The 24026-nt window shown below is 65.7% G+C and carries 24 protein-coding genes; 16 read left to right on the top strand and 8 right to left on the bottom strand.

Going from position 1 to position 24026, the window contains the following annotated elements:
* Positions 1-109 precede the first annotated feature (109 nt).
* Positions 110-1300, top strand: a complete 1191-nt coding sequence (gene tuf / locus A5651_RS23680; RefSeq protein ID WP_066986944.1) for an elongation factor Tu — start codon at positions 110-112, stop codon at positions 1298-1300.
* A gap of 83 nt (positions 1301-1383) precedes the next feature.
* Here the strand turns inward: tuf and A5651_RS23675 are convergent, their stop codons facing one another.
* Positions 1384-2388, bottom strand: coding sequence for an alcohol dehydrogenase (locus A5651_RS23675; RefSeq protein WP_066987039.1), 1005 nt, complete (start codon positions 2386-2388; stop codon positions 1384-1386).
* Positions 2389-2638: 250 nt separating this feature from the next.
* Between A5651_RS23675 and A5651_RS23670 the strand changes: the two genes are divergently transcribed.
* The 3 genes from A5651_RS23670 (at position 2639) to A5651_RS23660 (ending at position 5322) form a co-directional block, all read left to right on the top strand.
* Positions 2639-3481, top strand: a complete 843-nt coding sequence (locus tag A5651_RS23670; RefSeq protein ID WP_066986941.1) for a cutinase family protein — start codon at positions 2639-2641, stop codon at positions 3479-3481.
* 68 nt (positions 3482-3549) lie between these two features.
* Complete coding sequence (locus tag A5651_RS23665) at positions 3550-4389, top strand: SHOCT domain-containing protein (RefSeq protein WP_066986938.1); 840 nt, start codon at positions 3550-3552, stop codon at positions 4387-4389.
* A gap of 78 nt (positions 4390-4467) precedes the next feature.
* Positions 4468-5322 (top strand): mycofactocin-coupled SDR family oxidoreductase, encoded by an 855-nt coding sequence (locus A5651_RS23660; RefSeq protein WP_197496742.1) that lies wholly within the window; start codon positions 4468-4470, stop codon positions 5320-5322.
* Here the strand turns inward: A5651_RS23660 and rocD are convergent.
* Positions 5319-6575: an ornithine--oxo-acid transaminase gene (gene rocD / locus A5651_RS23655; RefSeq protein ID WP_066987034.1), complete on the bottom strand. Its 1257-nt coding sequence runs from the start codon at positions 6573-6575 to the stop codon at positions 5319-5321. The genes A5651_RS23660 and rocD overlap by 4 nt on opposite strands.
* Before the next feature lie 113 nt (positions 6576-6688).
* Between rocD and A5651_RS23650 the strand changes: the two genes are divergently transcribed.
* Positions 6689-7135 (top strand): Lrp/AsnC family transcriptional regulator, encoded by a 447-nt coding sequence (locus A5651_RS23650; RefSeq protein ID WP_066986935.1) that lies wholly within the window; start codon positions 6689-6691, stop codon positions 7133-7135.
* 12 nt (positions 7136-7147) lie between these two features.
* Positions 7148-8368: an NAD(P)/FAD-dependent oxidoreductase gene (locus tag A5651_RS23645; protein WP_369803995.1), complete on the top strand. Its 1221-nt coding sequence runs from the start codon at positions 7148-7150 to the stop codon at positions 8366-8368.
* A 57-nt stretch (positions 8369-8425) separates the two neighbouring features.
* Here the strand turns inward: A5651_RS23645 and A5651_RS23640 are convergent, their stop codons facing one another.
* From A5651_RS23640 to mftR, 3 genes are all read right to left on the bottom strand, one after another.
* The gene (locus tag A5651_RS23640) at positions 8426-9721 is read right to left on the bottom strand and encodes a VOC family protein (RefSeq protein ID WP_066986929.1); all 1296 of its coding nucleotides are present in this window, start codon (positions 9719-9721) and stop codon (positions 8426-8428) included.
* The gene (locus A5651_RS23635; protein WP_066986926.1) at positions 9718-10242 is read right to left on the bottom strand and encodes an RNA polymerase sigma factor; all 525 of its coding nucleotides are present in this window, start codon (positions 10240-10242) and stop codon (positions 9718-9720) included. Before A5651_RS23635 ends, A5651_RS23640 begins: the two co-directional genes overlap by 4 nt.
* A 67-nt stretch (positions 10243-10309) precedes the next feature.
* Complete coding sequence (gene mftR, locus A5651_RS23630; protein WP_066986923.1) at positions 10310-10909, bottom strand: mycofactocin system transcriptional regulator; 600 nt, start codon at positions 10907-10909, stop codon at positions 10310-10312.
* Between the two features lie 90 nt (positions 10910-10999).
* Here mftR and mftA point away from each other — a divergent pair, with 90 nt between their 5' ends.
* From mftA to mftG, 7 genes are all read left to right on the top strand, one after another.
* Positions 11000-11095, top strand: coding sequence for a mycofactocin precursor MftA (mftA, locus tag A5651_RS25100; protein WP_067073445.1), 96 nt, complete (start codon positions 11000-11002; stop codon positions 11093-11095).
* 10 nt (positions 11096-11105) lie between these two features.
* Positions 11106-11390 carry a mycofactocin biosynthesis chaperone MftB gene (gene mftB / locus A5651_RS23620; protein ID WP_066986920.1) on the top strand — a complete coding sequence of 95 codons (285 nt, stop codon included), beginning with the start codon at positions 11106-11108 and terminating at the stop codon, positions 11388-11390.
* A complete protein-coding gene (gene mftC / locus A5651_RS23615; protein ID WP_066986917.1) occupies positions 11387-12577 on the top strand; it encodes a mycofactocin radical SAM maturase in 1191 nt (396 codons plus the stop codon). The genes mftB and mftC overlap by 4 nt, the downstream gene beginning before the upstream one ends.
* Positions 12578-12581: 4 nt before the next feature.
* Entirely contained in the window at positions 12582-13775 is a 1194-nt protein-coding gene (mftD, locus tag A5651_RS23610) for a pre-mycofactocin synthase MftD (RefSeq protein ID WP_066986914.1), read from the top strand.
* A gap of 135 nt (positions 13776-13910) precedes the next feature.
* Positions 13911-14657: a mycofactocin biosynthesis peptidyl-dipeptidase MftE gene (gene mftE / locus A5651_RS23605; RefSeq protein WP_066986912.1), complete on the top strand. Its 747-nt coding sequence runs from the start codon at positions 13911-13913 to the stop codon at positions 14655-14657.
* Entirely contained in the window at positions 14654-16066 is a 1413-nt protein-coding gene (gene mftF / locus A5651_RS23600; RefSeq protein WP_066986909.1) for a mycofactocin biosynthesis glycosyltransferase MftF, read from the top strand. Before mftE ends, mftF begins: the two co-directional genes overlap by 4 nt.
* Entirely contained in the window at positions 16067-17506 is a 1440-nt protein-coding gene (mftG, locus tag A5651_RS23595) for a mycofactocin system GMC family oxidoreductase MftG (RefSeq protein ID WP_369803994.1), read from the top strand.
* On the opposite strand, the gene A5651_RS23590 is transcribed toward mftG, so the two are convergent.
* A complete protein-coding gene (locus A5651_RS23590; RefSeq protein WP_066986907.1) occupies positions 17420-19066 on the bottom strand; it encodes an MFS transporter in 1647 nt (548 codons plus the stop codon). The two genes, mftG and A5651_RS23590, sit on opposite strands and share 87 nt — an antisense overlap.
* Positions 19067-19156: 90 nt before the next feature.
* Between A5651_RS23590 and A5651_RS23585 the strand changes: the two genes are divergently transcribed.
* Entirely contained in the window at positions 19157-19804 is a 648-nt protein-coding gene (locus tag A5651_RS23585; protein WP_066986905.1) for a TetR/AcrR family transcriptional regulator, read from the top strand.
* On the opposite strand, the gene A5651_RS23580 is transcribed toward A5651_RS23585, so the two are convergent.
* Positions 19782-21032 (bottom strand): cytochrome P450, encoded by a 1251-nt coding sequence (locus tag A5651_RS23580; RefSeq protein WP_066986902.1) that lies wholly within the window; start codon positions 21030-21032, stop codon positions 19782-19784. The genes A5651_RS23585 and A5651_RS23580 overlap by 23 nt on opposite strands.
* Before the next feature lie 108 nt (positions 21033-21140).
* Between A5651_RS23580 and A5651_RS23575 the strand changes: the two genes are divergently transcribed.
* Positions 21141-22802, top strand: coding sequence for a carboxylesterase/lipase family protein (locus tag A5651_RS23575; RefSeq protein WP_066987026.1), 1662 nt, complete (start codon positions 21141-21143; stop codon positions 22800-22802).
* Between the two features lie 81 nt (positions 22803-22883).
* On the opposite strand, the gene A5651_RS23570 is transcribed toward A5651_RS23575, so the two are convergent.
* The gene (locus tag A5651_RS23570) at positions 22884-23360 is read right to left on the bottom strand and encodes a hotdog fold domain-containing protein (RefSeq protein ID WP_066986899.1); all 477 of its coding nucleotides are present in this window, start codon (positions 23358-23360) and stop codon (positions 22884-22886) included.
* Between the two features lie 350 nt (positions 23361-23710).
* On the opposite strand from A5651_RS23570, the gene rpsJ reads away from it, so the two are divergent.
* On the top strand, positions 23711-24016 hold the full coding sequence (gene rpsJ / locus A5651_RS23565; RefSeq protein WP_003883485.1) for a 30S ribosomal protein S10: 306 nt from the start codon (positions 23711-23713) through the stop codon (positions 24014-24016).
* The last annotated feature ends 10 nt before the right edge of the window (positions 24017-24026 follow it).

Below are 24026 nucleotides of genomic sequence, written 5' to 3'. Positions count from 1 at the left end.
GAAGGCGACGGGTCAGTAAGTCTGACCTGACGCCGCCGCGGCGAACAACAACTGCAAAGATCAAACCTGCTTTACAACAAGCACCAACACAGTCCAGGAGGACACAGAAGTGGCGAAGGCGAAGTTCGAGCGGACGAAGCCGCACGTCAACATCGGGACCATTGGTCACGTTGACCACGGCAAGACCACGCTGACTGCGGCTATCACGAAGGTTCTGCACGACAAGTTCCCCGACTTGAACGAGGCGTCGGCCTTCGACCAGATCGACAACGCACCTGAAGAGAAGGCGCGTGGTATCACGATCAACATCTCCCACGTGGAGTACCAGACCGAGAAGCGTCACTACGCGCACGTCGACGCCCCCGGTCACGCTGACTACATCAAGAACATGATTACCGGTGCCGCCCAGATGGACGGCGCGATCCTGGTGGTCGCTGCGACCGACGGCCCGATGCCGCAGACCCGCGAGCACGTGCTGCTGGCCCGTCAGGTGGGCGTGCCCTACATCCTGGTGGCGCTGAACAAGGCCGACGCGGTCGACGACGAGGAGCTCATCGAGCTCGTCGAGATGGAGGTCCGCGAGCTGCTGGCCGCCCAGGAGTTCGACGAGGAGGCCCCGGTCATCCGCGTCTCGGCGCTGAAGGCGCTCGAGGGTGACGAGAAGTGGGTCAAGAGCATCGAAGAGCTGATGGATGCGGTCGACGAGTCGATCCCGGACCCGGTCCGCGAGACCGACAAGCCGTTCCTGATGCCCGTCGAGGACGTCTTCACGATCACCGGCCGCGGCACCGTGGTTACCGGTCGTGTCGAGCGTGGCGTGATCAACGTAAACGAGGAAGTCGAGATCGTCGGCATCCGTCCGGAGACCACCAAGACCACCGTCACCGGTGTGGAGATGTTCCGCAAGCTGCTCGACCAGGGGCAGGCCGGTGACAACGTCGGTCTGCTGATCCGTGGTGTGAAGCGTGAGGACGTCGAGCGCGGTCAGGTCGTGACCAAGCCCGGCACCACCACCCCGCACACCGAGTTCGAGGGTCAGGTCTACATCCTGAGCAAGGATGAGGGCGGCCGGCACACGCCGTTCTTCAACAACTACCGTCCGCAGTTCTACTTCCGCACCACCGACGTAACCGGTGTGGTGACGCTGCCGGAGGGCACCGAGATGGTGATGCCCGGTGACAACACCGACATCTCGGTGAAGCTGATCCAGCCCGTCGCCATGGACGAGGGTCTGCGCTTCGCGATTCGTGAGGGCGGCCGCACCGTCGGCGCGGGCCGGGTTACCAAGATCATCAAGTGATGATCTGAACTCAAAACGCCGAAGTGGCGCTCACCCGAAAGGGTGGGCGCCACTTTGCGATTGGGGGCATTCGGCGGGAGGCCTCAGACCATCGTCAGCACCATCCGGAAGCGCGCGGCACCACTCATCATCTTGTCGTAGGCAGCCTGCGCTTCCGACAGCGGGACCGTCTCGATCATCGGCCGGACACCGGTCAGCGCCGAAAAGCGAAGGGTATCTTCGGAATCCTGCGAGGTGCCCGACGCGTGGCCCTGGACCGACGACGACTTGAAGATGATCGATGCGCCGGGCACTTGAAGTGGATCATGCGGCGCGCCAACGACGACGAGCTGACCGCGTGCCTTGAGTCCCTCGAGCGTAGCCGTCATCGCGTCTGCGACGGTGACCGTCGCCAGGACCACCTGGACACCGCCGAGCCTGTTCAACTCCTCGGCGACGTTGAACGCTGTGGAGTCGATGTAGTGGTGTGCGCCAAGCTCTTTGGCCAGCGGCTCCTTGTCGGTGCCCCGTGCGATCGCTATCACTTCAAGGCCCATCTTCGCGGCGAACTGGATTCCCAGATGTCCCAATCCGCCTACGCCCAGGACCGCAACGCGGTCGCCCGGGCGAGCGACGGATTCCCGAAGCGCATTGAACGTCGTGATGCCGGCGCACAGCAGCGGCGCGGCGTCGACGTCGGACAAATCATCAGGGATTCGGGCCAGAGCCTCGGCCGGCGCGATCATGTACTCGGCGTAGCCGCCGTCGTACGCGATGCCGGGAATCTGGCCGTTCTCGCAGGAGATGAAATCGCCTCTGCGACAAGGCTCGCACGTGAAGTCGCACCCGCCGAACCAGCCGACGCCGACGCGATCTCCGGTATTCCAGGTGGCGACGCCCTCGCCGACGGCGTCGACGACACCGGCGATTTCGTGTCCCGGTGCGCGCGGGAATGAATTGCCCAGCGCGCCGGCGATCGTGAGCGAGTCGGAGTGGCAGACGCCGCAGGCGTGGACTTTGACGCGGACGTGTCCGGGGCTTGGTTCGGGAATGTCGACTTCGGTCAGTTCGAATTTCTCATTCGCCGCGGGAACGCGGGCGATCTTCATCGTGGCCACGTCGGGGAGATTACTCCGGTCATTGGCAACTCCAGAGATGAGCGGCGCAGGTAGGCCCACGCCGAACAAGCGGGTGGCGCTCCACCTGGCCGCGTCAACGTCAGCCCTTGCTCGCGTATTCGGACCTGAGGAATCGCAAACCTGCGCGTCACCGCGATCTTGATGGATCTGTAACGCGTGAGAACTATGTGGCGATATCTCTTGCGTATATCGTGTTTCTGCAGGTCGGGTTGGGGGTTTCATGTTTCGTCGGACGAGTGCGGCCGCGTGTGCGGTCGCTGTGGCCGGAAGTGCTTTTGTCAGCTTGACGGCCGGTACCGCGAACGCGGCCCCGGGCTGCCCCGACGTCCATTGGATGGGTGCCGCAGGCTCCGGCGAGCGCGACGGCTACGAGGCCACCGCCAGCGGCGGCATGGGAAAGATCGTCTACCAGTCGTATCAGGCTCTCCAGCAGCAGCTGACGCAAGAGGGTCGCACCATCACCGCCGAAGCCGTCGAGTACCCCGCCAAGGATGTGCCCGCCGACGCCGGCGTCGGCGACTGGCTCGACTACATGGGCAGCGTCGATGCCGGAGCCACCGCCCTGGGCGCGCAGTACGCGGCCTTTACCGCGCAGTGCCCCACCACCAAGGTTGTGTTGGCCGGCTACTCGCAGGGCGCGATGGTCGTGCACCGCAATCTCGCCGCGATCGGCGCCGATCCCAACCTCGCCGCGTCACTGCTGATCGCCGACGGTGACCGCATTCCCAACGACACCACCGTCAACGTCGGATCGGCGTCGAAGGATCCGGAGAAGACCGGCGGCGCCGCGCAGGACTGGCCCATCCTGGCCCACGCCCCTGCGAAACTGCCCGCGAATGTCGGCGTGCGAACCATCAGCGTGTGCGATGCCGGCGACGCCGTCTGCGACTATGACCCCGACGCCGACGAGGTCTCGGCGACCGCGGTGGCGATCCACACAAGCTATACGGTCAACGGCAGCAACGGCCAGATGTGGACATGGATGGTTCACCAACTGCTCGGATCGTCCTCGCCCGCGACGCAGACACCTCAGGCTCCCAACGGCCCGACCACGCGTACGTAACTCGGCTCATAATGCGCCTCTTGGCGCTAATCTGACACGCAAACCGCGTCAAGCGAGGAGCGTGGCACATGTTGTGGCGGTATATCAAAGCCCAGTTGATGGTTCTGTTGTGCGGCGGCCTCGTCGGCCCGATTTTCTTGGTGGTCTATTTCGCCACCGGCCAGGACTCACTTCTGAAGTGGATGTTCTACGTCGGATTACTGGTCACTGTCGTCGACGTTCTCACCGCCTTGGCGCTCGCCAATTACGGGGCGAAGTCGGCCGCCAAGACAGCGGCCCTGGAACAGAGCGGCGTGCTGGCGCTCGCCCAGATCACCGGCATGGGTGAAACCGGTACCCGCATCAACGACCAACCGCTGGTGAAACTGCAACTGCGCATCGAGGGACCGGGCATCACACCCTTTGAATCGCAGGACAGGGTCATCGCGAGCGTGACAAGGCTGGGCAACCTCACCAGTCGCAAGCTCGTGGTGCTGGTGGATCCCGTTACTCAGCAGTACCAGATCGACTGGGAACGCAGCGCTTTGATCAATGGGCTGGTGCCTGCGACGTTCACGATCTCCGAGGACAACAGGACCTACGACCTCAGCGGTCAGACCGCTGCGCTGATGGAAATTCTGCAGATTCTCAAGGCGCACGGGATAGGCATGAACAACATGATCGATCTGCGGTCGAATCCCGCTGCGCGGCAACAGGTTCAGGCGGTGGTGCGACGGGCCGCTGCTGCGCAGGCATCTGCGGCTCCCGCCTCGGGCTCGGCTCCGGGTGCCCCGCAGCAATTCGCGCCTACACCGCCTGAGCCATCCACATCGCAGCGACTGCAGGAGCTGGAGACGTTGCGCGCGACCGGTGCCGTCTCCGATGAGGAATACACCGCCAAACGCGCGCAGATCCTCGCCGATCTGTAGTTCCTCCGCTGCCGAGGTTCCTAGAACACGTTCCAGTTCGGCTGTTAGCCTGGTCCGCAGCCCACGAAAGGAGCAGTGGTGGCGGCGTCTGACGGCCCTCTGGAAGGGCGGGTGGCATTCATCACCGGAGCCGCGCGCGGACAGGGCCGGGCGCATGCGATTCGGTTGGCCAACGATGGGGCCGACATCATCGCGATCGACATCTGTCGACCGGTGTCCGACACCGTCACCTATCCGGCGGCCAGCTCCGACGAATTCGCCGAGACGGTCAGGGCCGTCGAAGCCACCGGCCGCAAGGTCCTGGCACGCGAGGTGGACATCCGCGACCTTGCCGCTCAGCAGAAGGTCGTGGCCGACGGCATCGAGCAGTTCGGCAGGCTCGACATCATTGTCGCCAATGCGGGTGTGCTGAGCTGGGGCCGGATACACGAGATGTCAGAAGAGCAGTGGGACACCGTCATCGACGTCAACCTCAACGGCACCTGGCGCACGATCCGCGCAGCGGTACCGGCCATGATCGAGGCCGGTAACGGCGGCTCGATCGTCATCGTCAGTTCATCGGCCGGCCTGAAGGCCACCCCCGGTAACGGACATTATTCGGCGTCGAAACACGGCCTGGTGGCGTTGACGAACGCGCTGGCAATCGAACTCGGTGAATTCGGCATTCGCGTGAACTCCATTCATCCGTACTCGATCGAGACGCCGATGGTCGAGAAGGACGCGATGATCGAGCTCTTCTCGAAGTATCCCCACTACGTGCACAGCTTCTCGCCGATGCCGTATCAGCCCGTCAACCATCAGGGCAAGAAGGGCCTGATGGAATTCATGCTGCCCGAAGAGGTTTCAGACGTCGTCGCGTGGCTGGCCGGCGACGGCTCGGCGACGATCTCTGGCAGCCAGATCGCCGTCGACCGCGGAACCGCTAAGTACTAGAGACGGCACTCCGCCAACACACCAGCGAATTGCCCCACCGCCCAGTCGATCTCCTCTGCGGTGATCACCAGCGGGGGAGCGAAGCGCAGCGTTGAGCCGTGTGTTTCCTTCACCAGCACGCCCCGCTCGGCGAGACGCATGCTGATCTGTTTCCCCGTTCCGAGCGGGGGGTCGATGTCGACGCCCGCCCACAACCCGAGCCCCCGCACAGCGACGACGCCGGAGCCGATCAGGGCGCGCAACCGCCGGTGCAGGCGCTCGCCGAGCGTGGTTGCGCGGGCTTGGAATTCACCCCGGCGCAGCATGCCGACGACTGTCGTTCCGATCGCGGCCGCCAGCGGATTGCCACCGAATGTGGAGCCGTGCTCCCCGGGATGCAGTACTGCGAGGATGTTGCTATCGGCCACCACTGCCGACACCGGGACGACGCCACCGCCGAGGGCCTTGCCGAGCAGGTAGATGTCGGGTACGACGCCCCAGTGGTCGCAGGCGAAGGTGCGGCCCGTGCGTGCGAGGCCGGACTGGATCTCGTCGGCGATCATCAGGACGTTGCGTTCGGTGCACACCGCGCGCACGCGACGGAGATAGTCCTCGGGCGGGACGATGATGCCTGCCTCGCCCTGAATGGGCTCGACCAGCACGGCGACGGTGTGATCGTCGATCGCCGCGGCCAACGCCTCGGCGTGGGGATCGTCGGGTCCGAAGGGGACCGAGCGGAATCCTGGCGTATAGGGCCCGAAGCCGCGCCGGGCCGCGTCGTCGTCGGAGAAACTGATGATTGTGGTGGTGCGGCCGTGAAAGTTGTTGCGCGCCACGATGATATTGCCCTGGCCTGTGGGCACACCCTTCACATCGGTGCCCCATTTGCGGGCCACTTTGATGCCGCTCTCGACAGCCTCAGCGCCGCTGTTCATCGGTAACACCATGTCCTTGCCGCACAGTTCGGCCAGCGACCGGCAGAACGGCCCGAGCCGGTCGGCGTGAAAGGCCCGGCTGACCAGCGTCACAGTGTCGAGTTGGGCGTGCGCGGTGGCGATGATCTCGGGATGGCGGTGCCCAAAGTTGACGGCCGAATAGGCAGCCAGGCAGTCCAGGTATCGACGGCCTTCGATGTCGGTGATCCAAACGCCCTCGGCACTGGCCGCGACCACGGGAAGCGGGCAGTAGTTGTGGGCGACGTAGCGCTCGTCGAGGGCGATCGCCTCGATGGTTGGCGTCGCCACATCACCCGACGCGACCTCCGAAATCGTCATGATCAAACGATATTAGTGGCCATTTCCGCAAGCAATCGCCGATTGTTGCGTGTCTACCAATGGTCTGTTGTGCGAAACTAACCGTAGCGATGATTTATTGCGTAGAGGCGGGTATGGAACGGCTGGATCACACCGACGAGCTCATCCTGACGGAGCTGGCCGAGGATGCGCGCGCGACGTACGCCGAGATCGGACAGCGGGTGAACCTGTCCGCCCCCGCCGTGAAGCGGCGGGTAGACCGCATGCTCGACAGCGGGGTGATCCGCGGTTTCACCACCGTCGTCGATCGAAATGCGTTGGGCTGGAACACCGAAGCGTATGTCCAGGTGTTCCGCCACGGGACTATCTCTCCTGACGAGCTGCGAAAGGCGTGGATCAACATTCCGGAGGTGGTCAGCGCCGCGACCGTCACCGGCACCGCCGACGCGATCCTGCACGTGCTCGCCCGCGATATGCGCCACCTCGAACAGGCGCTGGAACGGATCCGCTCGGCGGCTGACGTGGAACGCAGCGAGAGCATCGTGGTGCTCACCAACGTCATCGACCGAATGCGGGGGTAGCCGAACGGCAGGGTGGCGCACATTTGCTCGCGGCGATCGTGTAGAAAACCCCACGTGACCACATCTGCCGGCCTTGTCATCGTCGGAGGCGGGCTGGCCGCCGCCCGGACCGCTGAACAACTGCGGCGATCGGAGTATGGCGGCGCCATCACCATCGTCAGCGATGAGGACCATCTGCCCTACGACCGTCCACCGCTGTCAAAGGAAGTGCTGCGCGCTGAGGTCGACGACGTCACGCTCAAGCCCGCGGAGTTCTACGAAGAAAACGACATCAGTGTGCGACTCGGCAACGGGGCGCGCTCGGTGGATCCCGCAGCCCAGACAGTGACGCTGGCCGACGGCAGCGAGTTGGCATACGACGAGCTGATCATCGCGACGGGCCTTGTCCCCAAGACCATTCCGTCGTTCCCTCAGCTGGAGGGCATCCAGGTGCTTCGCTCGCTGGAGGAGAGCATCGCGCTACGGGAGCAGGCGGGTTCCGCCCGCAACGCCGTGGTGGTCGGTGCAGGCTTCATCGGCTGCGAGGTGGCCGCAAGCCTGCGCGGCATGGGTGTGAACGTCGTTTTGGTGGAACCGCAGCCGACACCGCTGGCGTCGGTGCTCGGCGAGCAGATCGGCGCGCTGGTCACCCGGTTGCATCAGGCCGAAGGTGTCGACGTGCGCTGCGGTATCGGGGTCGACGAGGTGCGCGGCACCGAGCACGTCGAAAAGGTCGTGCTGTCCGACGGCAGCGAGCTCGACGCTGATCTGGTGGTGGTCGGCATCGGTTCCAGGCCCGCCACCGACTGGCTCGACGGCAGTGGCATCGCTGTGGACAACGGCGTGGTCTGCGACGACGTCGGGCGCACGTCGGCCCCGCACGTGTGGGCGATCGGTGACGTCGCGTCCTGGCTTCATCCGGTGGGACATCAAGTCCGCGTTGAACATTGGAGCAACGTCGCCGACCAGGCACGGGTGCTGGTGCCAGCGCTGCTGGGCAAGGAGATCCCTGCGACAGTCACGGTGCCCTATTTCTGGAGCGACCAGTACGACGTCAAGATCCAGTGCCTGGGCGAACCGCAGGCCGATGACACCGTGCACATCGTGGAGGACGACGGCCGTAAATTCCTGGCGTTCTACGAGCGCGACGGCGTGGTCGCCGGCGTCGTCGGCGGCGGCATGCCGGGCAAGGTGATGAAGGTGCGGACCAAGATCGCCAATGGCGCCCCTATCGCCGACGTCCTCCCGTCCTGAGCGTTTTCGGCGTGATAACACGCGGCAAGCGCGGGAAATCACGCCGAAATCGCCATGTCAGTGCTCGCCTAGGTAGAAGCGGCTGCCCTGGTCGTCGGCGCACTGGGCGGACTTGCCGTAGGGCTGCTGCGACGGTTCGTCGATGACGGTGCCGCCGGCCTCGCGGACCCGGGCCGCCGCCGCGTCGATGTCATCGACGGTCCACATCGGCACCGTCACCCGTTGCGCGCTGCCGCCGGCCAGCCCCGCCATCGGGTGGGTCTGGTCCACCTGCCAGCCGTCGACGATGCGGCCAGGCTGGAAAGTCCAGAACAACACGCGGCTGTAGAACGCCTTGAACGCTGCAGAGTCAGCCACCTCGTAGGTGATATACGAAAGTTCACCCGGCCCAGTGCCATTGATCGCAGGGCGTGGTTGGCCGGGGTTCGGCCGGTAGACACCGAACGAGGCACCCTCCGGGTCGGTGGCGCCGCTGAGCGTGCCGAAGTCGAATTCCTCGAGCTTGTCGACGGTGCCGCCACCGTCGACGATGGCCTGCCTGGCGCCGTCGAGATCGTCCACCGCGTAGCAGCAGAACAACGTCGGTGGGCCGGGCACGCTGTAGATGCCGATGCGCTGCCTGGTGTTGGTCACCTGGTGGGTCTGCGGGTCGTAAATCCACCCGAGGACATGGCTATAGAACGCCGCGGCACGTTCGGCCTCCGGCGTCCACACCGATACATAGCCGACGTCGCCGTGCTGGATCTGGATCGGCGCACCTGTCACCGGCCCGCTGAGCATCCACCGGTGCCCGAACGGGTCGATGATGGTGGCACTGCGGGCGCCGTAGTTCTCGTAGGGTTCGCGCTGCACGACCGCACCGCGCTCGCGGGCCCGCTCCAGCGTCTGGTCGGTGTCGGCGACGGGCAGCATGAGGCTGATCGAAGTCGCTTGCGGGTCAGGGGCTTTCAGCCCCAGCTCGGGATACGCGTCGGCAAGGTACAGCACACCATCGCCGATCTGTAGCTCGGCATGCCCGATGCGGCCGTCGTCCATCTCATACATCTGGCCGACCAGCGATGCACCGAATGCCTCGGTGTACCAGGCGATCGCCTCGCGGGCATTGGCGACGGCGAGATACGGCAAGGCAGCCGAACGCGGCGGCGCCGGAGTCTCGACGGGGGGCTCGTTCAGCTCGGCGATGGCGGCATCGGTTCCACTCATTTCTACTCCCTTTGTTCGACTCGGCTGCGCTGCAGACAAATTCGCGGCCGATTCCAGGCGCGCGCGCAGCCGGGCCGCGAACGCCGGATCGGGTGAAACCGGAAGTTCGTCGCCATGCAGCACGCTCAACGGATCGCGGTTGTTGTTCACGGCGTCCCTCCTTCCGGCTGCGGGTAATGGGATCTGAAGGCACGGCGGGCTCGTACCAACAGGGCTTCGGTGGCGTGCACGGTGCGACCGATCAGCTCAGCGCATTCACCGACGCTGCGGTCGTCCATGTAGCGCAAGGCCAGCACCGTGCGGTGCTGTTCGGGCAATTGGGCCAACACGCTCTCGGCGACGATCCGGTCGAGTTCGGCATCCCATTCGTCGGCCGGGTCGGCCGGCTCCGGGAGATCAGGCACGGTGACGGTGAACCGGGCGGCGCGGCGACGGTAATGGTCGGCGAGCTTGTGCCGTGCCACGCCGATCAGCCACGCCACCGTGATCTGGGGTGGATCGGGCTTCCTGGCGGCGTCCATCGCCGCCAGAAACGTCTCCGACGTCAGGTCTTCGGCGGTACCGCGGTCGCCGCAGCGTCGGACGAAGTACCCGTACACCGTGGGCAGCGCCTCGTCGTATAGCGCCAGCAGCGCCCGAGGGCCATCGGGCGGGTCCGGTTCGACGCTCACATCCCTATCGTCGCGCCCGAACGGCCGAACTCCGACGCCCTGGAGCCGAGATTTTTGGCCCGACGTGTCAGTCCAGGGCACCCAGCCCGTCGCTGACCAAGTCGAACGCGTCGCCCAGCGCCTCCACCAGCGTCGCCGATTCGTCGGCCAGCCAGTGCTCGTAGGCCGACAGCGCGACCGCGAGCATGGTCCAGGCCACTGTCTGCGGAATGAGCTCGTCGGGTTTCGTGCCGAGGCGTTGCGCCACGAAGGCGGCCACCACCGCGCGCCAGCCGGCATACATGGTCATCGAATAGGCCTGCAGCTCAGCGGTTTCCAAAATGACGCGCATGCGCCGCCGATGTCGGGCCGTTTCGGCGTCGTCGAAGGTGTTGAACGCCAGCAGTGCGGTGCGCAGCGCCTGCCGAATCGGGACACTCGGATCGAGGCCGGCCAATTGATCACGCATGCGCTCGAGGTGGGCGTCGAAATCACCCCAGGGCAGGGCGTTCTTGGAGGGGTAGTAGCGGAACAGGGTGCGGCGGGCGATGCCCGCGGCGTGGGCGACGTCGTCGACGCTCACCTCGTCGAAGCCGCGGATCGAGAAGAGATCGATGGCGACGTTGCTCAGGTGGTCGGTCGTCGTCGACCGCCGCCTGCCCACCCGATGCTCGGAACCCGGCCGCATCACCACCCGCTCTTCCATTCTGGCACTCGATGCCATATTATTGCGATCTCGATCACAATTGTCGATACCCAACAGAGGAAGGCCGCAGACATGGAGCCCAATCAGCAGGTGGAAACCGACGCCGAGCTCGTCACCGAGACGCTGGTCGAAGAGGTGTCGATCGACGGGATGTGCGGCGTCTACTGAGGCCGCACAGATGTCCACCGTGTCATTCGACCCGGACGTGAGCTGGCGGCTGCACCACCAGGTGGCGGTGCGGCCCGAGCCGTTTGGTGCGCTGCTGTACCACTTCGGAACGCGCAAGCTGTCGTTCCTGAAGAACCGGACGATCGTCGAGGTGATCAACTCGCTCGGTGATCACCCCGACGTCCGATCGGCGTGTCGCGCGGCCGGGGTCGAGGACGCGCAGCAGGGGCCTTACTTGCACGCACTAGGCGTGCTGGCCGACTCGAAGATGCTTGTGGCGGGAGACAACTCATGACGGTTACCGATTCGGCGCCCGCGCCGGTGCCGCGGCTGGTCGAGCAGTTCGAGCGTGGGCTCGACGCGCCGATCTGCCTGACCTGGGAACTGACCTACGCCTGCAACCTGGCGTGCGTGCACTGTCTGTCCTCGTCGGGCAAGCGGGATCCGCGTGAGCTGTCGACCGAGCAGTGCAAGGACATCATCGACGAGCTCGAGCGCATGCAGGTGTTCTACGTCAACATCGGCGGCGGCGAACCGACTGTGCGCCCGGATTATTGGGAACTGGTCGATTACGCCACCGCCCACCACGTCGGTGTGAAGTTCTCCACCAACGGGGTACGCATCACCCCTGAGGTGGCGGCCCGGCTGGCGGCCAGTGACTACGTCGATGTGCAGATCTCGCTGGACGGGGCGACGGCTGAGGTAAACGACGCCGTGCGCGGAGAAGGCTCTTTTGCGATGGCAGTGCGGGCGCTGGAGAACCTCGCGGCGGCGGGCTTCAAAGACGCCAAGATCTCGGTCGTGGTCACCCGTCACAATGTCGACCAGCTAAACGAATTCGCCGACCTGGCAGCACATTACGGCGCCACACTGCGAATCACGCGGCTTCGCCCGTCGGGCCGGGGCGCGGACGTCTGGGACGAGCTGCACCCCACCCCCGAGCAGCAGGTGCAGCTCTACGACTGGCTGGTCGAGCGCGGCGACCGCGTGTTGACAGGCGACTCGTTCTTCCACCTGTCGGGCCTCGGTGCCCCCGGCGCGCTTGCCGGCCTCAACCTGTGCGGGGCGGGCCGCGTGGTCTGTCTCATCGATCCGGTCGGCGATGTCTACGCGTGCCCCTTCGCCATCCACGACCGATTCCTGGCCGGAAACATCCTGTCCGACGACGGATTTCACAATGTCTGGAAGAACGCGCCCCTGTTCCGGGAACTGCGCGAACCGCAGTCTGCCGGCGCGTGCGGAAGCTGCGGCCACTTCGACAGCTGCCGCGGTGGCTGCATGGCCGCCAAGTTCTTCACCGGTCTGCCCCTCGACGGTCCGGATCCGGAATGCGTTGAGGGATACGGTGTCCCGGCTCTAGAGCAGGACAGGGTCAAGCCCAAGCCCAGCGGCGACCATTCCCGCGGCACCAAGCAAGGGCCGGTCCCGCTGAAACTCCTGACCAAGCCACCTGCTCGGCTGTGCAACGAAAGCCCGGTCTAAACCCATGGCACGAGACAAATGGTTCGAGACCGTGGCATTCGCCCAGCAACGGGCGAAAAAGCGGCTGCCCAAGTCGGTCTACAGCGCGCTGCTCGCGGCCAGTGAGAAGGGCATCACGGTCGCCGACAACGTCGACGCGTTCGGCGAGCTCGGATTCGCGCCGCACGTAATCGGTGCCATCGAGAAGCGTGATCTTGCGACAACGGTTATGGGCCAAGATATTTCGCTGCCCGTGGTGATATCCCCGACGGGGGTTCAGGCCGTCCATCCTGACGGCGAGATCGCCGTAGCCCTCGCCGCTGCCGCGCGAGGGACGGCCATGGGTCTGTCGTCGTTCGCAAGCAAGCCGATCGAGGACGTCGTCGCCGCCAACCCCAAGACGTTCTTCCAGATCTACTGGTTGGGTGACCGCGACGCCATCGCCGCGCGGGTGGAGCGGGCCAGAGCCGCCGGTGCGGTCGGCCTGATCGCCACGACGGACTGGAGCTTCGCGCACGGCCGCGACTGGGGCAGCCCGAAGATCCCCGAGCACATGGACCTGCGCACCACGGTGCGGATGCTTCCGGAGGGCCTGACCCGGCCGCGGTGGCTGCTGCAATGGGCCAAGACCATGCGCCCGCCGGATCTGCGGGTGCCCAACCAGGCCTCTCTAGGGGAACCCGGCCCGCCGTTCTTCGCCGCCTACGGCCAGTGGATGGCCACGCCGCCGCCCACCTGGGAGGACATCGCCTGGCTGCGTGAACTCTGGGGCGGCCCGTTCATGCTCAAGGGCGTGATGCGCATCGACGACGCGAAACGTGCTGTGGACGCTGGTGTTTCGGCCATTTCGGTGTCCAACCACGGCGGCAACAACCTGGACGGCACGCCGGCGGCGATCCGGGCACTGACCCCCATCGCCGAGGCCGTGGGGCACGAGGTCGAGGTGCTGCTCGACGGCGGCGTCCGCCGCGGAAGCGACGTCGTCAAGGCGTTGGCCCTCGGCGCCCGGGCCGTCATGATCGGCCGGGCCTACCTCTGGGGGCTGGCGGCCGAGGGGCAGGCGGGCGTCGAGAACGTCCTCGACATTCTCCGAGGCGGTATCGACTCGTCGATGATGGGCCTCGGCCGCGCGTCGGTGCACGATCTCGTCGCCAACGACGTCGTCGTGCCGCCGGGCTTCATCCGGGCGCTCGGTATACCGCCTGACGCCGAAGCCTGAGGCACCACCTCCGCTACCAGCAGATTGCCGTGAAACTGTGTGGCGGGGGAGGCGGACGTGATTAGCCGGCGGCCGTCGCCGCAAATTCTGGAGAAAACAAAATTTGCGCATGCACCAACAACCGGCGCACAGCAGGTGAATTCGTCCTACCATCGGCGGGTGGCTTTCCCCAGCGAGCTTGGGAACTCAACGTCGAGGCAGCTGCACGGCCCGTCACCCGCGTTGGTTATCCCGGTAGGTTCCACCGAACAGCATGGACCCCACCTGCCGCTGGACACCGACACCCGGATCGCCGCAGCCGTTGCTCGGGGGGTTGCTGAACGGCTGTCGGTCGCAGATCATGATTCGGGATGGATGCTGGCGCCGGCGATTGCTTACGGAGCCAGTGGCGAACACGAGAGCTTTCCCGGCACGGTGTCGATCGGCAATTCCGCTCTTCGCCTCTTGCTGGTGGAGTTCGGGCGGTCGGCCGTGAAGTGGGCCAGCCGGCTGGTGTTCGTCAACGGACACGGGGGGAACGTGGAGGCACTGGCAGCCGCAGTCGCATTGCTGAGGTACGAAGGCCGCGACGCCGGATGGTGCTCGTGTGGTGTGCGAAACGGCGATGCGCATGCCGGACACACCGAAACCTCTGTATTGCTACATATTTCGCCAGAACTCGTACGGGTCGACGACATGGCACCAGGCAACCGCGCCCCCCTCGCCGAACTGCTGCCCGCGATGCGCAGTGGCGGAGTGGCGGCGGTCAGTGAGCTGGGCGTCCTCGGCGACCCCACCACCGCCACCGCCGCCGACGGGGACCGCCTGCTCGCCGAAATGATCGACGGCTGTGCCGCCCGCATCGAGCGCTGGACGCCTGACCGTGACGGGATGCTGACATGAGTCAGCCGCGGCTGCCGGACGGCTTCGCGGTGCAGGTCGATCGCCGGGTGAAGGTGCTTGGGGAGGGCTCGACACTGCTCGGCGGCTCGCCCACCCGCCTGCTGCGACTGGCCCCCGCCGCGCAGACCATGCTCAACGGCGGCAGGCTCGAGGTGCACGACGCCCTCAGCGCACAGGTCGCCCGGACACTGCTCGACGCAACCGTCGCCCACCCACGTCCTGCCAGCGGGCCGTCACACCGCGATGTCACGGTCGTTATTCCGGTGCGCGACAACACTTCCGGCGTGCGGCGGGTCGTCTCGACACTGCGCGGGATGCGGGTCGTGGTGGTCGACGACGGCTCGACGACTCCGATCCAGCATTCCGACTTCGACGGCATGCACTGCGACGTACAGGTACTGCGCCATCCCCGGAGCAAGGGGCCCGCCGCCGCACGCAACACCGGCCTGGCCGTGTGCACCACCGACTTCGTCGCCTTCCTCGACTCCGATGTCGTGCCGCGCCGGGGTTGGCTGGAGGCGCTACTCGGCCACTTCTGTGATCCAGCAGTGGCTTTGGTGGCGCCACGCATCGTGAATCTTTCGCAGCCGGACAGTTTGATCGCCCGCTATGAGGCGGTGCGTTCGTCACTGGACCTCGGGCAGCGGGAAGCCCCCGTCGTGCCCTACGGCCCGGTGTCCTACGTGCCGAGTGCCGCGATCATCTGCCGTCGCTCCGTGTTGGCCCAGGTCGGCGGGTTCGACGAGACGTTGAAGTCGGGGGAGGACGTCGACCTGTGCTGGCGGTTCGTGGAGGCCGGCGCGCGGCTGCGGTATGAACCCATTGCCATGGTCGCTCACGAACACCGCACGGAATTGCGAGAGTGGTTCGCGCGCAAGGCTTTTTACGGTGCGTCCGCGGCACCGCTGTCGATCCGCCATCCCGGCAAGACCGCGCCGGTCGTGATATCGGGGTGGACGCTGCTCGTGTGGGTGCTGCTCTCGATGGGGTCGGTTATCGGGTATCTGGCATCGATGGTGGTCGCCATGATCACCGGCCGCCGGATCGCCGGCTCGCTCGGCACGGTCGACACCGAACCGAAGGACGTCGCGGTCGTCGCCGCGCACGGACTGTGGTCGGGGGCCCTTCAGCTTGCCGCGGCGATCTGCCGCCATTACTGGCCGGTGGCGCTGGTGCTTGCGTTGCTGTCGCGACACTGTCGAAGCGTGGTGCTGGTTGCGGCGATCATCGACGGCGTCGTGGACTGGGTGAAGAGGCACGGTAATGCCGACGACGATACGAAGCCGGTGGGGCTGATGGGCCACCTGTTGCTGAAGCGTCTCGACGACATCGCGTACGGCGCCGGCCTGTGGACCGGTGTCGTACGAGAACGGCACATCGGCGCCCTCACGCCGCAGATTCGGACCTGATTGTTGCACCGCAGCGACGTGCTGATCGTCGGCGCCGGCAGTGCTGGTTCGGTTGTAGCCGAGCGCGTTTCGCGTCACGGCGCGGCCCGCGTCACCGTAATCGAAGGGGGTCCCGCGCCGTCGGATCCTAAGGTCGGCGCCCAGATCACCGACGCGCTGCGGATGCCGATAGGCACCGCCAGCTCAGTGGTGCGGCATTATGCGACGACGCTGACCGAGCACCCCAGGCGTGTCGCGCACATCATGCGCGGGGCGGTGGTAGGTGGATCTGGGGCCGTCAACGGCGGCTACTTCTGCCGCGCGCTGCCCGCAGACTTCGACGCTTGGGCCATTCCGGGCTGGTCGTGGGCCGACGTCCTACCGCATTTTCGGGCGATCGAGAGCGATGTCGATTTCGTCGGCCCGATGCATGGTTCAGACGGCCCGATACGAGTGCACCGTGTGTCTGAATTCGACGGCTGCACAGCATCATTCGTCGATGCCGCAACCGAAATCGGGTACCCGTGGATTGCCGACCTCAACGGTGCAACCGCAGAAGCGCCGACGACGGTCGGCGTCGGTGCGGTACCGCTGAACATCAACGGCGGCATCCGGCTCGGCCCCGGCGGGGCTTACCTGCAGCCGGCGCTGGACCGGCCGAATCTGACGCTGTTCGCTGACACCCGGGCCGTGGGCATCAGATTCGAACGCGGCCGTGCGGTTGGTGTGCACGCGATCGGTCCCGACGGGCCTGCCGACTTCTCCGCCGACCGAATAGTGCTGTGTGCGGGGGCAATCAGCTCTGCGCATCTATTGATGCTCTCCGGAGTTGGCCCCGCCGACGTACTCCAAAGCGCCGGTATCTCTGTTCTTCACGATTCACCGGTGGGGATGCAGACAAGCGACCATCCGGAGTGGGTGTTGCCGGTCGACTGGACGCCGACGCACGACCTTCCTCCGCTGGAGGCGATTCTCACCACGGCCAACGGCCTCGAGATCCGGCCGTACACGCGTGGCTTCGGTGCCATGGTCGACGGAACACGAGTTGATCCGGCCGACCGCCCGCACCTCGGCGTCGCGCTGATGCATCCCCGGTCCACGGGTCGGCTGCGGGTCGTATCCGCCGACCCCTCGACCGCACCCGTCATCGAGCACCGCTACGACAGCGACCCCCACGATGTGGCGGTGTTGAGTGCCGGAGCCGAGCTCGCACGCGAACTGGCCTCGACATCAACCAAAGTCGGCGAGGCGAATTGGTCGACGTCGCAGCATTTGTGCGCGACCGCTCCCATGGGTGTCGACGGTGACCCCGCGGCGGTCGTCGACGAACGGTGCAGGGTGCGCGGTGTCGACGGGCTATGGGTTATCGACGGCTCAATCCTGCCCAGGGTCACCGGCCGTGGTCCGCACGCCACGATCGTAATGCTCGGGCACCGCGGCGCGGAGTTCGTCGTCGACTAAGCGGCGAACCGGCCTGAGCTGTCTGCCGTCCCGGCCGGGAGCCCACACCGCGATGAACGCGGCCGCCACCGCAAGGGCACCCGCAAGCACCGTCAGCGACATGTCCATCGCATCGAGGAATGCCGATTCGGCCAGCCGCGTTAACGCAGGACCTTGTGGGCCAAGCTGTTTGGCGACTTCCAGCGCGTTGGCCAGCGAATCGGACGCCACCGCACGAATTTGTGCGGGGAATGCGCCGAGGCCAGGCGCCAGCGCTTTATCGTATTGAGCCGCCAGCACCGATCCGGCCACCGCGATACCGACCGCCGCACCCACTTCCCGCGTGGTGTCGTTGACGGCCGAAGCCACCCCCTGCTTGGCGGTGGGCACGGCGTTCATGATCGCCGACGTCGTGGGGGCCACGCTCAACCCGATGCCGGCGCTGACGACCAACAGCGGCCATACAAGGTCGATGTAGGACGAACCGGCATCGAGGGACCGCATGCTGAACAGGCCGATGGCAAGCAGTAGCAAACCCGCGGCCACGATCAGCCGCAGCCCGACCCGTGGCAGGATCAAATGCATCGTCGCGCCCAGAACGATGATCGGTACCGCCAAAGGTGCCAGAGCCCAGGCTGTTTGAAGCGGGCTGTAGCCGAGGATCAGCTGCATGTACTGCATGACGACGAAGAAAAAGCCGAAGTTGGCGAAGAACAGAAACGTGATACCCACCGAGCCGCTCGCAAAGTCGGGGCGGCCGAACAATCTCACGTCCAGCAGCGGATGGCGGCGCCGTAGCTCGACGACGGCGAAGACGAGGCCGAGCGCGACGCCGGCCGACATGGACCCCCACACCACCGGATGTGTCCACCCGCGCACCGGCGCCTCGACCACGCCGAAGACGAATATCGCCACGGCGCCACCGATCAATACCGCTCCCACCCAGTCGACCGGGGTGGCAGTTTCATCGCGTGAAGTGCGAATTGTGCAGGTGCAGAAGATCAATCCGACGCTTGCGACGGCGAACGTGTAGAACACCGACTGCCACTCGAAGAATCGCAGCAGCAGGCCAGTGCCCATGAACCCGACGATCGCGCCGGAACTGGCCATCCCGGCCCAGATACCGACCGCCTTGTTGCGTTCGTCCTTCGGGAACGCCGCTGTCAGCAGGGACAAGGTGGCGGGCATGATGAACGCTGCTCCGACACCGGCGGCAGCGCGCGCCAGGATGATCTGGACCGGGCTGTCGAACACGGTCGGCGACAGCGAGGCGGCCGCGAAGATCGCCAGCCCGACAAGCAGTGCGCCTCGCCGTCCGTACCGGTCGCCCAGCGCACCCGCGGGCAGTAGCAGGCACGCCAGCACCAAGGTGTAACCGTCGACAATCCAGGTGAGCTGGGTCTGGGTCGCCGCCGTTTCGACGGCGATGTCGGGCAGCGCCGCATTGAGCGCCACCATGGACGAGATCACCAGCAGCACGTCGACCGCCGCGACCGTCAAGAGCCAGAACCGGCCGAATCTCGACAGTGTCGCCAGGTTGGCGTCGATATTCTGGTCGGACCGGACGAGGGTGTCGACCATAAGTCGCTCGCTTTCGATCGCGAATTTTTGAGACTAACAGTCTCAGTACAAGACCAACAGTCTTGTTCCCATTGGGAAGGGGGCTAAACCATGACCGGGCATATCGACCCGCGACCGGCACGATCCCGAGCCCGTCTCATCGATGCGGCGACAGCGCTTTTGCGTACCGGTGGTCCCAACGCGGTGACTGTCGATGCGGTCACCCGTGCCGCCAACGTAGCTCGGGCCACGCTTTATCGCCACTTCCCGAGTGGAAACGACCTGCTGGCCGCGGCTTTTCACGCGCTCATACCGCCAGCGCCAACGCCGCCTGCAGAGGGTTCGCTGCGCGACAGACTGATCGCGTTGGTGCAGGCGCAGGCCGACTTGATCGCCGAAGCCCCCGTGACGCTGACGGCGATGTCCTGGTTGACCCTAGGCGGCGACCTTGAACGGCTGCCCGGCGCGCCGCACCGCGGATCAGCGGACAGTCCCGAGGTGCGCACCCTGCGTGAGCGTGTCGCCGAACAGTACGTGGCCCCGTTCCAGGCGATCTTGAGCAGCCCACAGGCGATCGCAGAGATCGGTGACGTCGACCGCACCAGGGCGGCGGCCTTACTGCTCGGCCCGATCGCGCTGGGCAAGCTGTCGACGCTGCCCGACTTCGATTACCACGAGATCGCGGTGTCGGCCGTCGACGGTTTCCTTGCCACCCACCGCAGGAAGGCTGAGGGGCTCAGCGTAGCGAGTAACGAATAGGCAGGTGCTTGAGTCCGCCGACGAACGTGGTGGCTGACAGCTCGGGCTTACCGGCCAGCTCGATGGACTCCAGCCGCGGAACCAATTCGGTGAACAAGCTGTTCATCTCCATCCGTGCCAGCGCGGCGCCAAGACAGAAGTGGACGCCGTATCCGAAAGCCAAGTGCTTGTTGGGATCGCGACCGACGTCGAACCGGAACGGGTCTGTGAAGACGTCCTCGTCGCGGTTGCCGGAAACGTAAGCGAGATACACGGATTCACCTTTGGCGATGGAAACCCCGCGAACCGTGGTGTCCTCGGCGGCAATCCGCATGAACTCCTTCACCGGCGTCGTCCACCGGATCATCTCCTCGATTGCGGTCGGCATCAGGCTCATGTCGTCGCGCAGGCGCGCCAACTCGCCGGGGTTCTCGATGAGCGCGTGCAGACCGCCCGATATCGCGTCCTTGGTGGTGTCGTGGCCCGCGCTGGCGATGATGACGTAATAGGACAGGGTGTCCATGTCGGACATCAGTTCACCGTCGACGCGACCGTTGGCGATCGCGGATGCCAAGTCCTCGGTCGGGGTGGCGCGCCGCGACGCCGTCAACGCCGAGAAGTAGTTGAAGAAGTCGGCCAGCACGGCCAGCAGATCCTCGGTTGATCCACCTCGCTGGTGTTCTTCGTCGTCGCCGCCGAACATCTCCTGCGTCAGCTTCATCATCCGCGGGAAGTCGTCTTCGGGCAGGCCGAGAAGCGAAAGGATCACATACAGCGGGAAATTGACGGCGATCGCTTCAACGAAATCGCATTCCGGGCCGATGTCGCGCATCGTGTCAACGTAGCGCTTGGCGAGTTCGTCGACGCGAACCTTCAAGGCGCGCATCGCCTTTGGACGGAACCACTCCGCACCGATCGCACGGACCTTCCGATGGTGCGGGTCATCCATGTGGATGAGGGTGCGGATGCCCATGCCGACTTCCTGCTGTGCCTTGAGCACATCGTCGGTCTCGGCGGTGGCCAGCACTGGGCGTGGTTCCGACAGGAACAAGTCGTTGGCCCGCTCGATCGCCATGATGTCTTCGTGCTTGGTGATGGCCCAGAAGGGGCGGTAGGGGTGCTTGTCGACCCACGCCACCGGATTGTTGGCCCGCAGACGTGTGAGCGCGGCGTGCAGCCGCTCGTTGTCGGCGTAGGCCGTCGGGTCGGCCAGAACCTCGGCCGCCTCGTCCTTGGTGTGTGAGGGCATTGCGTCTCCTGCGGTACAAACTTGACGGGTGTCAACTTCGGCAGTCTATGGGATCGCCGCACCGCGGATCCAGGGTTCTGCCGAAACGCTTGCGTAGGCTCGGTGTTCGTGCAGCCAAGGACGGCTCGAAGCCTGCGAGTGGTCCTGCTCGTTGTGTCGGTGACGGTGTTGGTCGTGGCGCTCGGCCGGCTGGTCGGGGCGTCGCCCAGGGACGCCGTCCCGCACATCCTCGAGCCGCCCTCGCCGGTGATCCCCACCCCGGGGCCGCCGTCGTCGGACTCGTCGTTGGTGCGCACCGCGAACGGAGTGCTTCGTGGGGCTGTCGAGTCGGACCATCGCTTGTTCGCTGGTATTCCTTATGCCGCACCGCCAGTCGGCCCGCTGCGGTTCCAGCCGCCCGCGGCCGCGACGCCGTGGAAGGGCATCCGCGACGCCACCAAACCGGGGCCGCGGTGCATCCAGGACCCGGGCGCAGATCCGGAATTCGGCAAGCAGAGCGATGAGGACTGCCTGAGCCTCAACGTCTGGGCGCCCGTGAAGACGGCCGCCCCGCGACCGGTCATGGTGTGGATTCACGGGGGATCGTTCACCGGTGGCAGCGGCAAGATCTATGACGCCGGGTGGCTGGTGACTCGCGGCGATGTCATCGTCGTCACCATCAACTACCGGCTCGGCACGCTCGGGTTCCTGGCTCATCCGGCGCTTGGCCCTGCAGGCGCCGTCGGCAACTACGGATTGCAGGACCAGCAGGCGGCGCTGCGCTGGGTCAAGGACAACATCGCCGATTTCGGCGGCGACCCCAGCCGGGTCACGGTCGCGGGTGAATCGGCGGGTGGGATGTCGGTGTGTGATCACCTTGTTGCGCCGGGTTCTCGGGGTTTGTTCAGCGCGGCGATCATTCAGAGTGCCCCGTGCCAGGCGCAGGCCGATCTGCCGACGGCCGAACGCCGCAGCGTCGACTACGCAGCGAAAGTGGGGTGCGGCGACCCGAAAACCGCCGCCGACTGCCTACGCGCATTGCCGGTCGACAAACTGCGAGAACCCGTGACGTTCTACAACGTCGGCGACGACGCGCTTCCCGGCCCGGTGAGCGGAAGTGCTGCGTTACCGGTCGACGCCGTGACCGCAATCGCCCAACACGACGCCGCGCGCGTTCCGGTGCTGATCGGCACCAACCGCGACGAGTTCACGTTGTTCGTTGCGTTGCAGTACCTGCGCGCGGGGAAGGTCTTCACCGCCGAGCAGTACCCGCAGCTCCTGCGAGACACGTTCGGCCCCAACGCTGCTGCGGTCGGTGCGCGCTATCCGCTCAGCGATTACCACGGCAACGTGCCGTCTGCGTACGCGGCGGCCGTCACCGACGGGGTATTCGCGTGCGTCAACGAACGGATGGCCAACGACTTGGCCCGTGTGGGCCCGGTCTATGCATACGAGTTCAACGACCGCGACGCGCCCGCCCCGGACGCGATGCGCGACTTGCCTTTTCCCGTCGGCGCCAGCCATTCACTGGAACTGCGCTTCATCTTCGAAGTCGGCGGCGCCGAGCCGCTGGATCGCGCGCAACAGGGGCTGTCCGACCAGATGCTCGACTACTGGAGCGGGTTCATCACGGACGCGTCGCCAGATGCTGGCGGTCAACCCGAGTGGCCGCCGTTGGGCACTGATGGCGCCGCACAGCCGTGGATGTCGCTGCAACCCGACGGCAGCCGCGTGGTCACGACGTTCGACGACACTCATAAGTGCGCGTTCTGGGCGAGCCTGCCGCGATAACCGACGCCGAGTCTGCGGGGAGATCGACTTTTCAGCCGCGAACGCGATCTGTGCGCAGACTCGCAGCGGATACAGAGGCCGTCAGGGCGTCGGCGTGACCCAGCACGTGATGTCCGCGTGGACCACCTCGGTACCCCCCTTGTCGCTCACGCTGACCGGGACCGTCAGCTCGCGGCCCTCGGTGATCGCCGAGAAGTCGGGCGGCTCCAGCCGCGCGGTCGCCCGCAAAGACGACGTCGCCTTCTGCAGGTACTGCACCGTCATCGCCTTGGGGATCCAGCGGTGACTGGTCGGCACCGTCGCCTCCATCAACATCCCCATCGCAATCTCCGCGGCGTTGCACGAGGCGATCGCGTGCACGGTATGTAGATGGTTGTAGACGAAGAACCACTTCGGTACCTCGACCTCGGCGAGCCCCGGCTCCATCCGTACGACGTGCGGGACGATCGACGCGAAATAGGGGACTCGCACCATAGCCGCCGCCGAGAAAAGGCGGCTGCCGCCGGGACGTCCAGCGAGACGTCTCCACATCTGATAGGTGGCGGTCTGAGCGGCCATGTCGCGTTACCTTACTCTGGAGTAAGAACACGGTACGGCTACCGTGGCCATAGGGCGCCTGTCAGCGCGGCAGTGCCGCGGCCAGGGATTTGGAGCAGCCAGCGATCTAGGGCATACTGGTCGGGTTGCTCTGCGCCGGGTTTGCGCCTGGCCGGGCACACAACCGGCGCCCATACGGGCGCATCCGGTGCCAACTTCGACAATGGCGGATTTCCGTCGAGTCGAAGTGTGCGTGCGGGCGACACACCCGACCGCGGGTGCCGGTGCACATAGACAGGTAAACAGCGGCGGCAATACCAGCGCTGATACAGCGCGGCCGATGTACGAAGCAGGAGCGAGGTAGGAGAAGCGTGGCGGGACAGAAGATCCGCATCAGGCTCAAGGCCTACGACCACGAGGCCATTGACGCCTCTGCGCGCAAGATCGTTGAAACGGTCACCCGTACCGGCGCCAGTGTCGTGGGTCCAGTGCCGCTGCCGACAGAGAAGAACGTGTATTGCGTCATCCGGTCCCCGCATAAGTATAAGGACTCGCGGGAGCACTTCGAGATGCGCACCCACAAGCGGCTGATCGACATCCTCGACCCGACGCCGAAGACCGTTGACGCTCTCATGCGCATCGATCTGCCGGCCAGCGTCGACGTCAACATCCAGTAGGAGACCAGAG

Source organism: Mycobacterium sp. 1274761.0 (assembly GCF_001668615.1).
GTDB lineage: Bacteria > Actinomycetota > Actinomycetes > Mycobacteriales > Mycobacteriaceae > Mycobacterium.
The sequence above is the reverse complement of the archived record's forward strand: the minus strand, read 5'-3'. Positions and strand labels throughout refer to the sequence as shown.

Excerpts from the sequence above, each read along its gene's own strand:
- A5651_RS23665 (WP_066986938.1), top strand. The coding sequence starts at position 3,550 with ATGTTGTGGCGGTATATCAAAGCCCAGTTGATGGTTCTGTTGTGCGGC.
- A5651_RS23670 (WP_066986941.1), top strand. The coding sequence starts at position 2,639 with ATGTTTCGTCGGACGAGTGCGGCCGCGTGTGCGGTCGCTGTGGCCGGA.
- mftC (WP_066986917.1), top strand. The coding sequence starts at position 11,387 with ATGACGGTTACCGATTCGGCGCCCGCGCCGGTGCCGCGGCTGGTCGAG.
- mftB (WP_066986920.1), top strand. The coding sequence starts at position 11,106 with ATGTCCACCGTGTCATTCGACCCGGACGTGAGCTGGCGGCTGCACCAC.
- mftD (WP_066986914.1), top strand. The coding sequence starts at position 12,582 with ATGGCACGAGACAAATGGTTCGAGACCGTGGCATTCGCCCAGCAACGG.
- A5651_RS23570 (WP_066986899.1), bottom strand. The coding sequence starts at position 23,360 with ATGGCCGCTCAGACCGCCACCTATCAGATGTGGAGACGTCTCGCTGGA.
- mftA (WP_067073445.1), top strand. The coding sequence starts at position 11,000 with ATGGAGCCCAATCAGCAGGTGGAAACCGACGCCGAGCTCGTCACCGAG.
- A5651_RS23585 (WP_066986905.1), top strand. The coding sequence starts at position 19,157 with ATGACCGGGCATATCGACCCGCGACCGGCACGATCCCGAGCCCGTCTC.
- rocD (WP_066987034.1), bottom strand. The coding sequence starts at position 6,575 with ATGACGATTTCGGAGGTCGCGTCGGGTGATGTGGCGACGCCAACCATC.
- A5651_RS23675 (WP_066987039.1), bottom strand. The coding sequence starts at position 2,388 with ATGAAGATCGCCCGCGTTCCCGCGGCGAATGAGAAATTCGAACTGACC.
- mftF (WP_066986909.1), top strand. The coding sequence starts at position 14,654 with ATGAGTCAGCCGCGGCTGCCGGACGGCTTCGCGGTGCAGGTCGATCGC.
- A5651_RS23650 (WP_066986935.1), top strand. The coding sequence starts at position 6,689 with ATGGAACGGCTGGATCACACCGACGAGCTCATCCTGACGGAGCTGGCC.
- mftR (WP_066986923.1), bottom strand. The coding sequence starts at position 10,909 with ATGCGGCCGGGTTCCGAGCATCGGGTGGGCAGGCGGCGGTCGACGACG.
- A5651_RS23590 (WP_066986907.1), bottom strand. The coding sequence starts at position 19,066 with ATGGTCGACACCCTCGTCCGGTCCGACCAGAATATCGACGCCAACCTG.
- A5651_RS23580 (WP_066986902.1), bottom strand. The coding sequence starts at position 21,032 with ATGCCCTCACACACCAAGGACGAGGCGGCCGAGGTTCTGGCCGACCCG.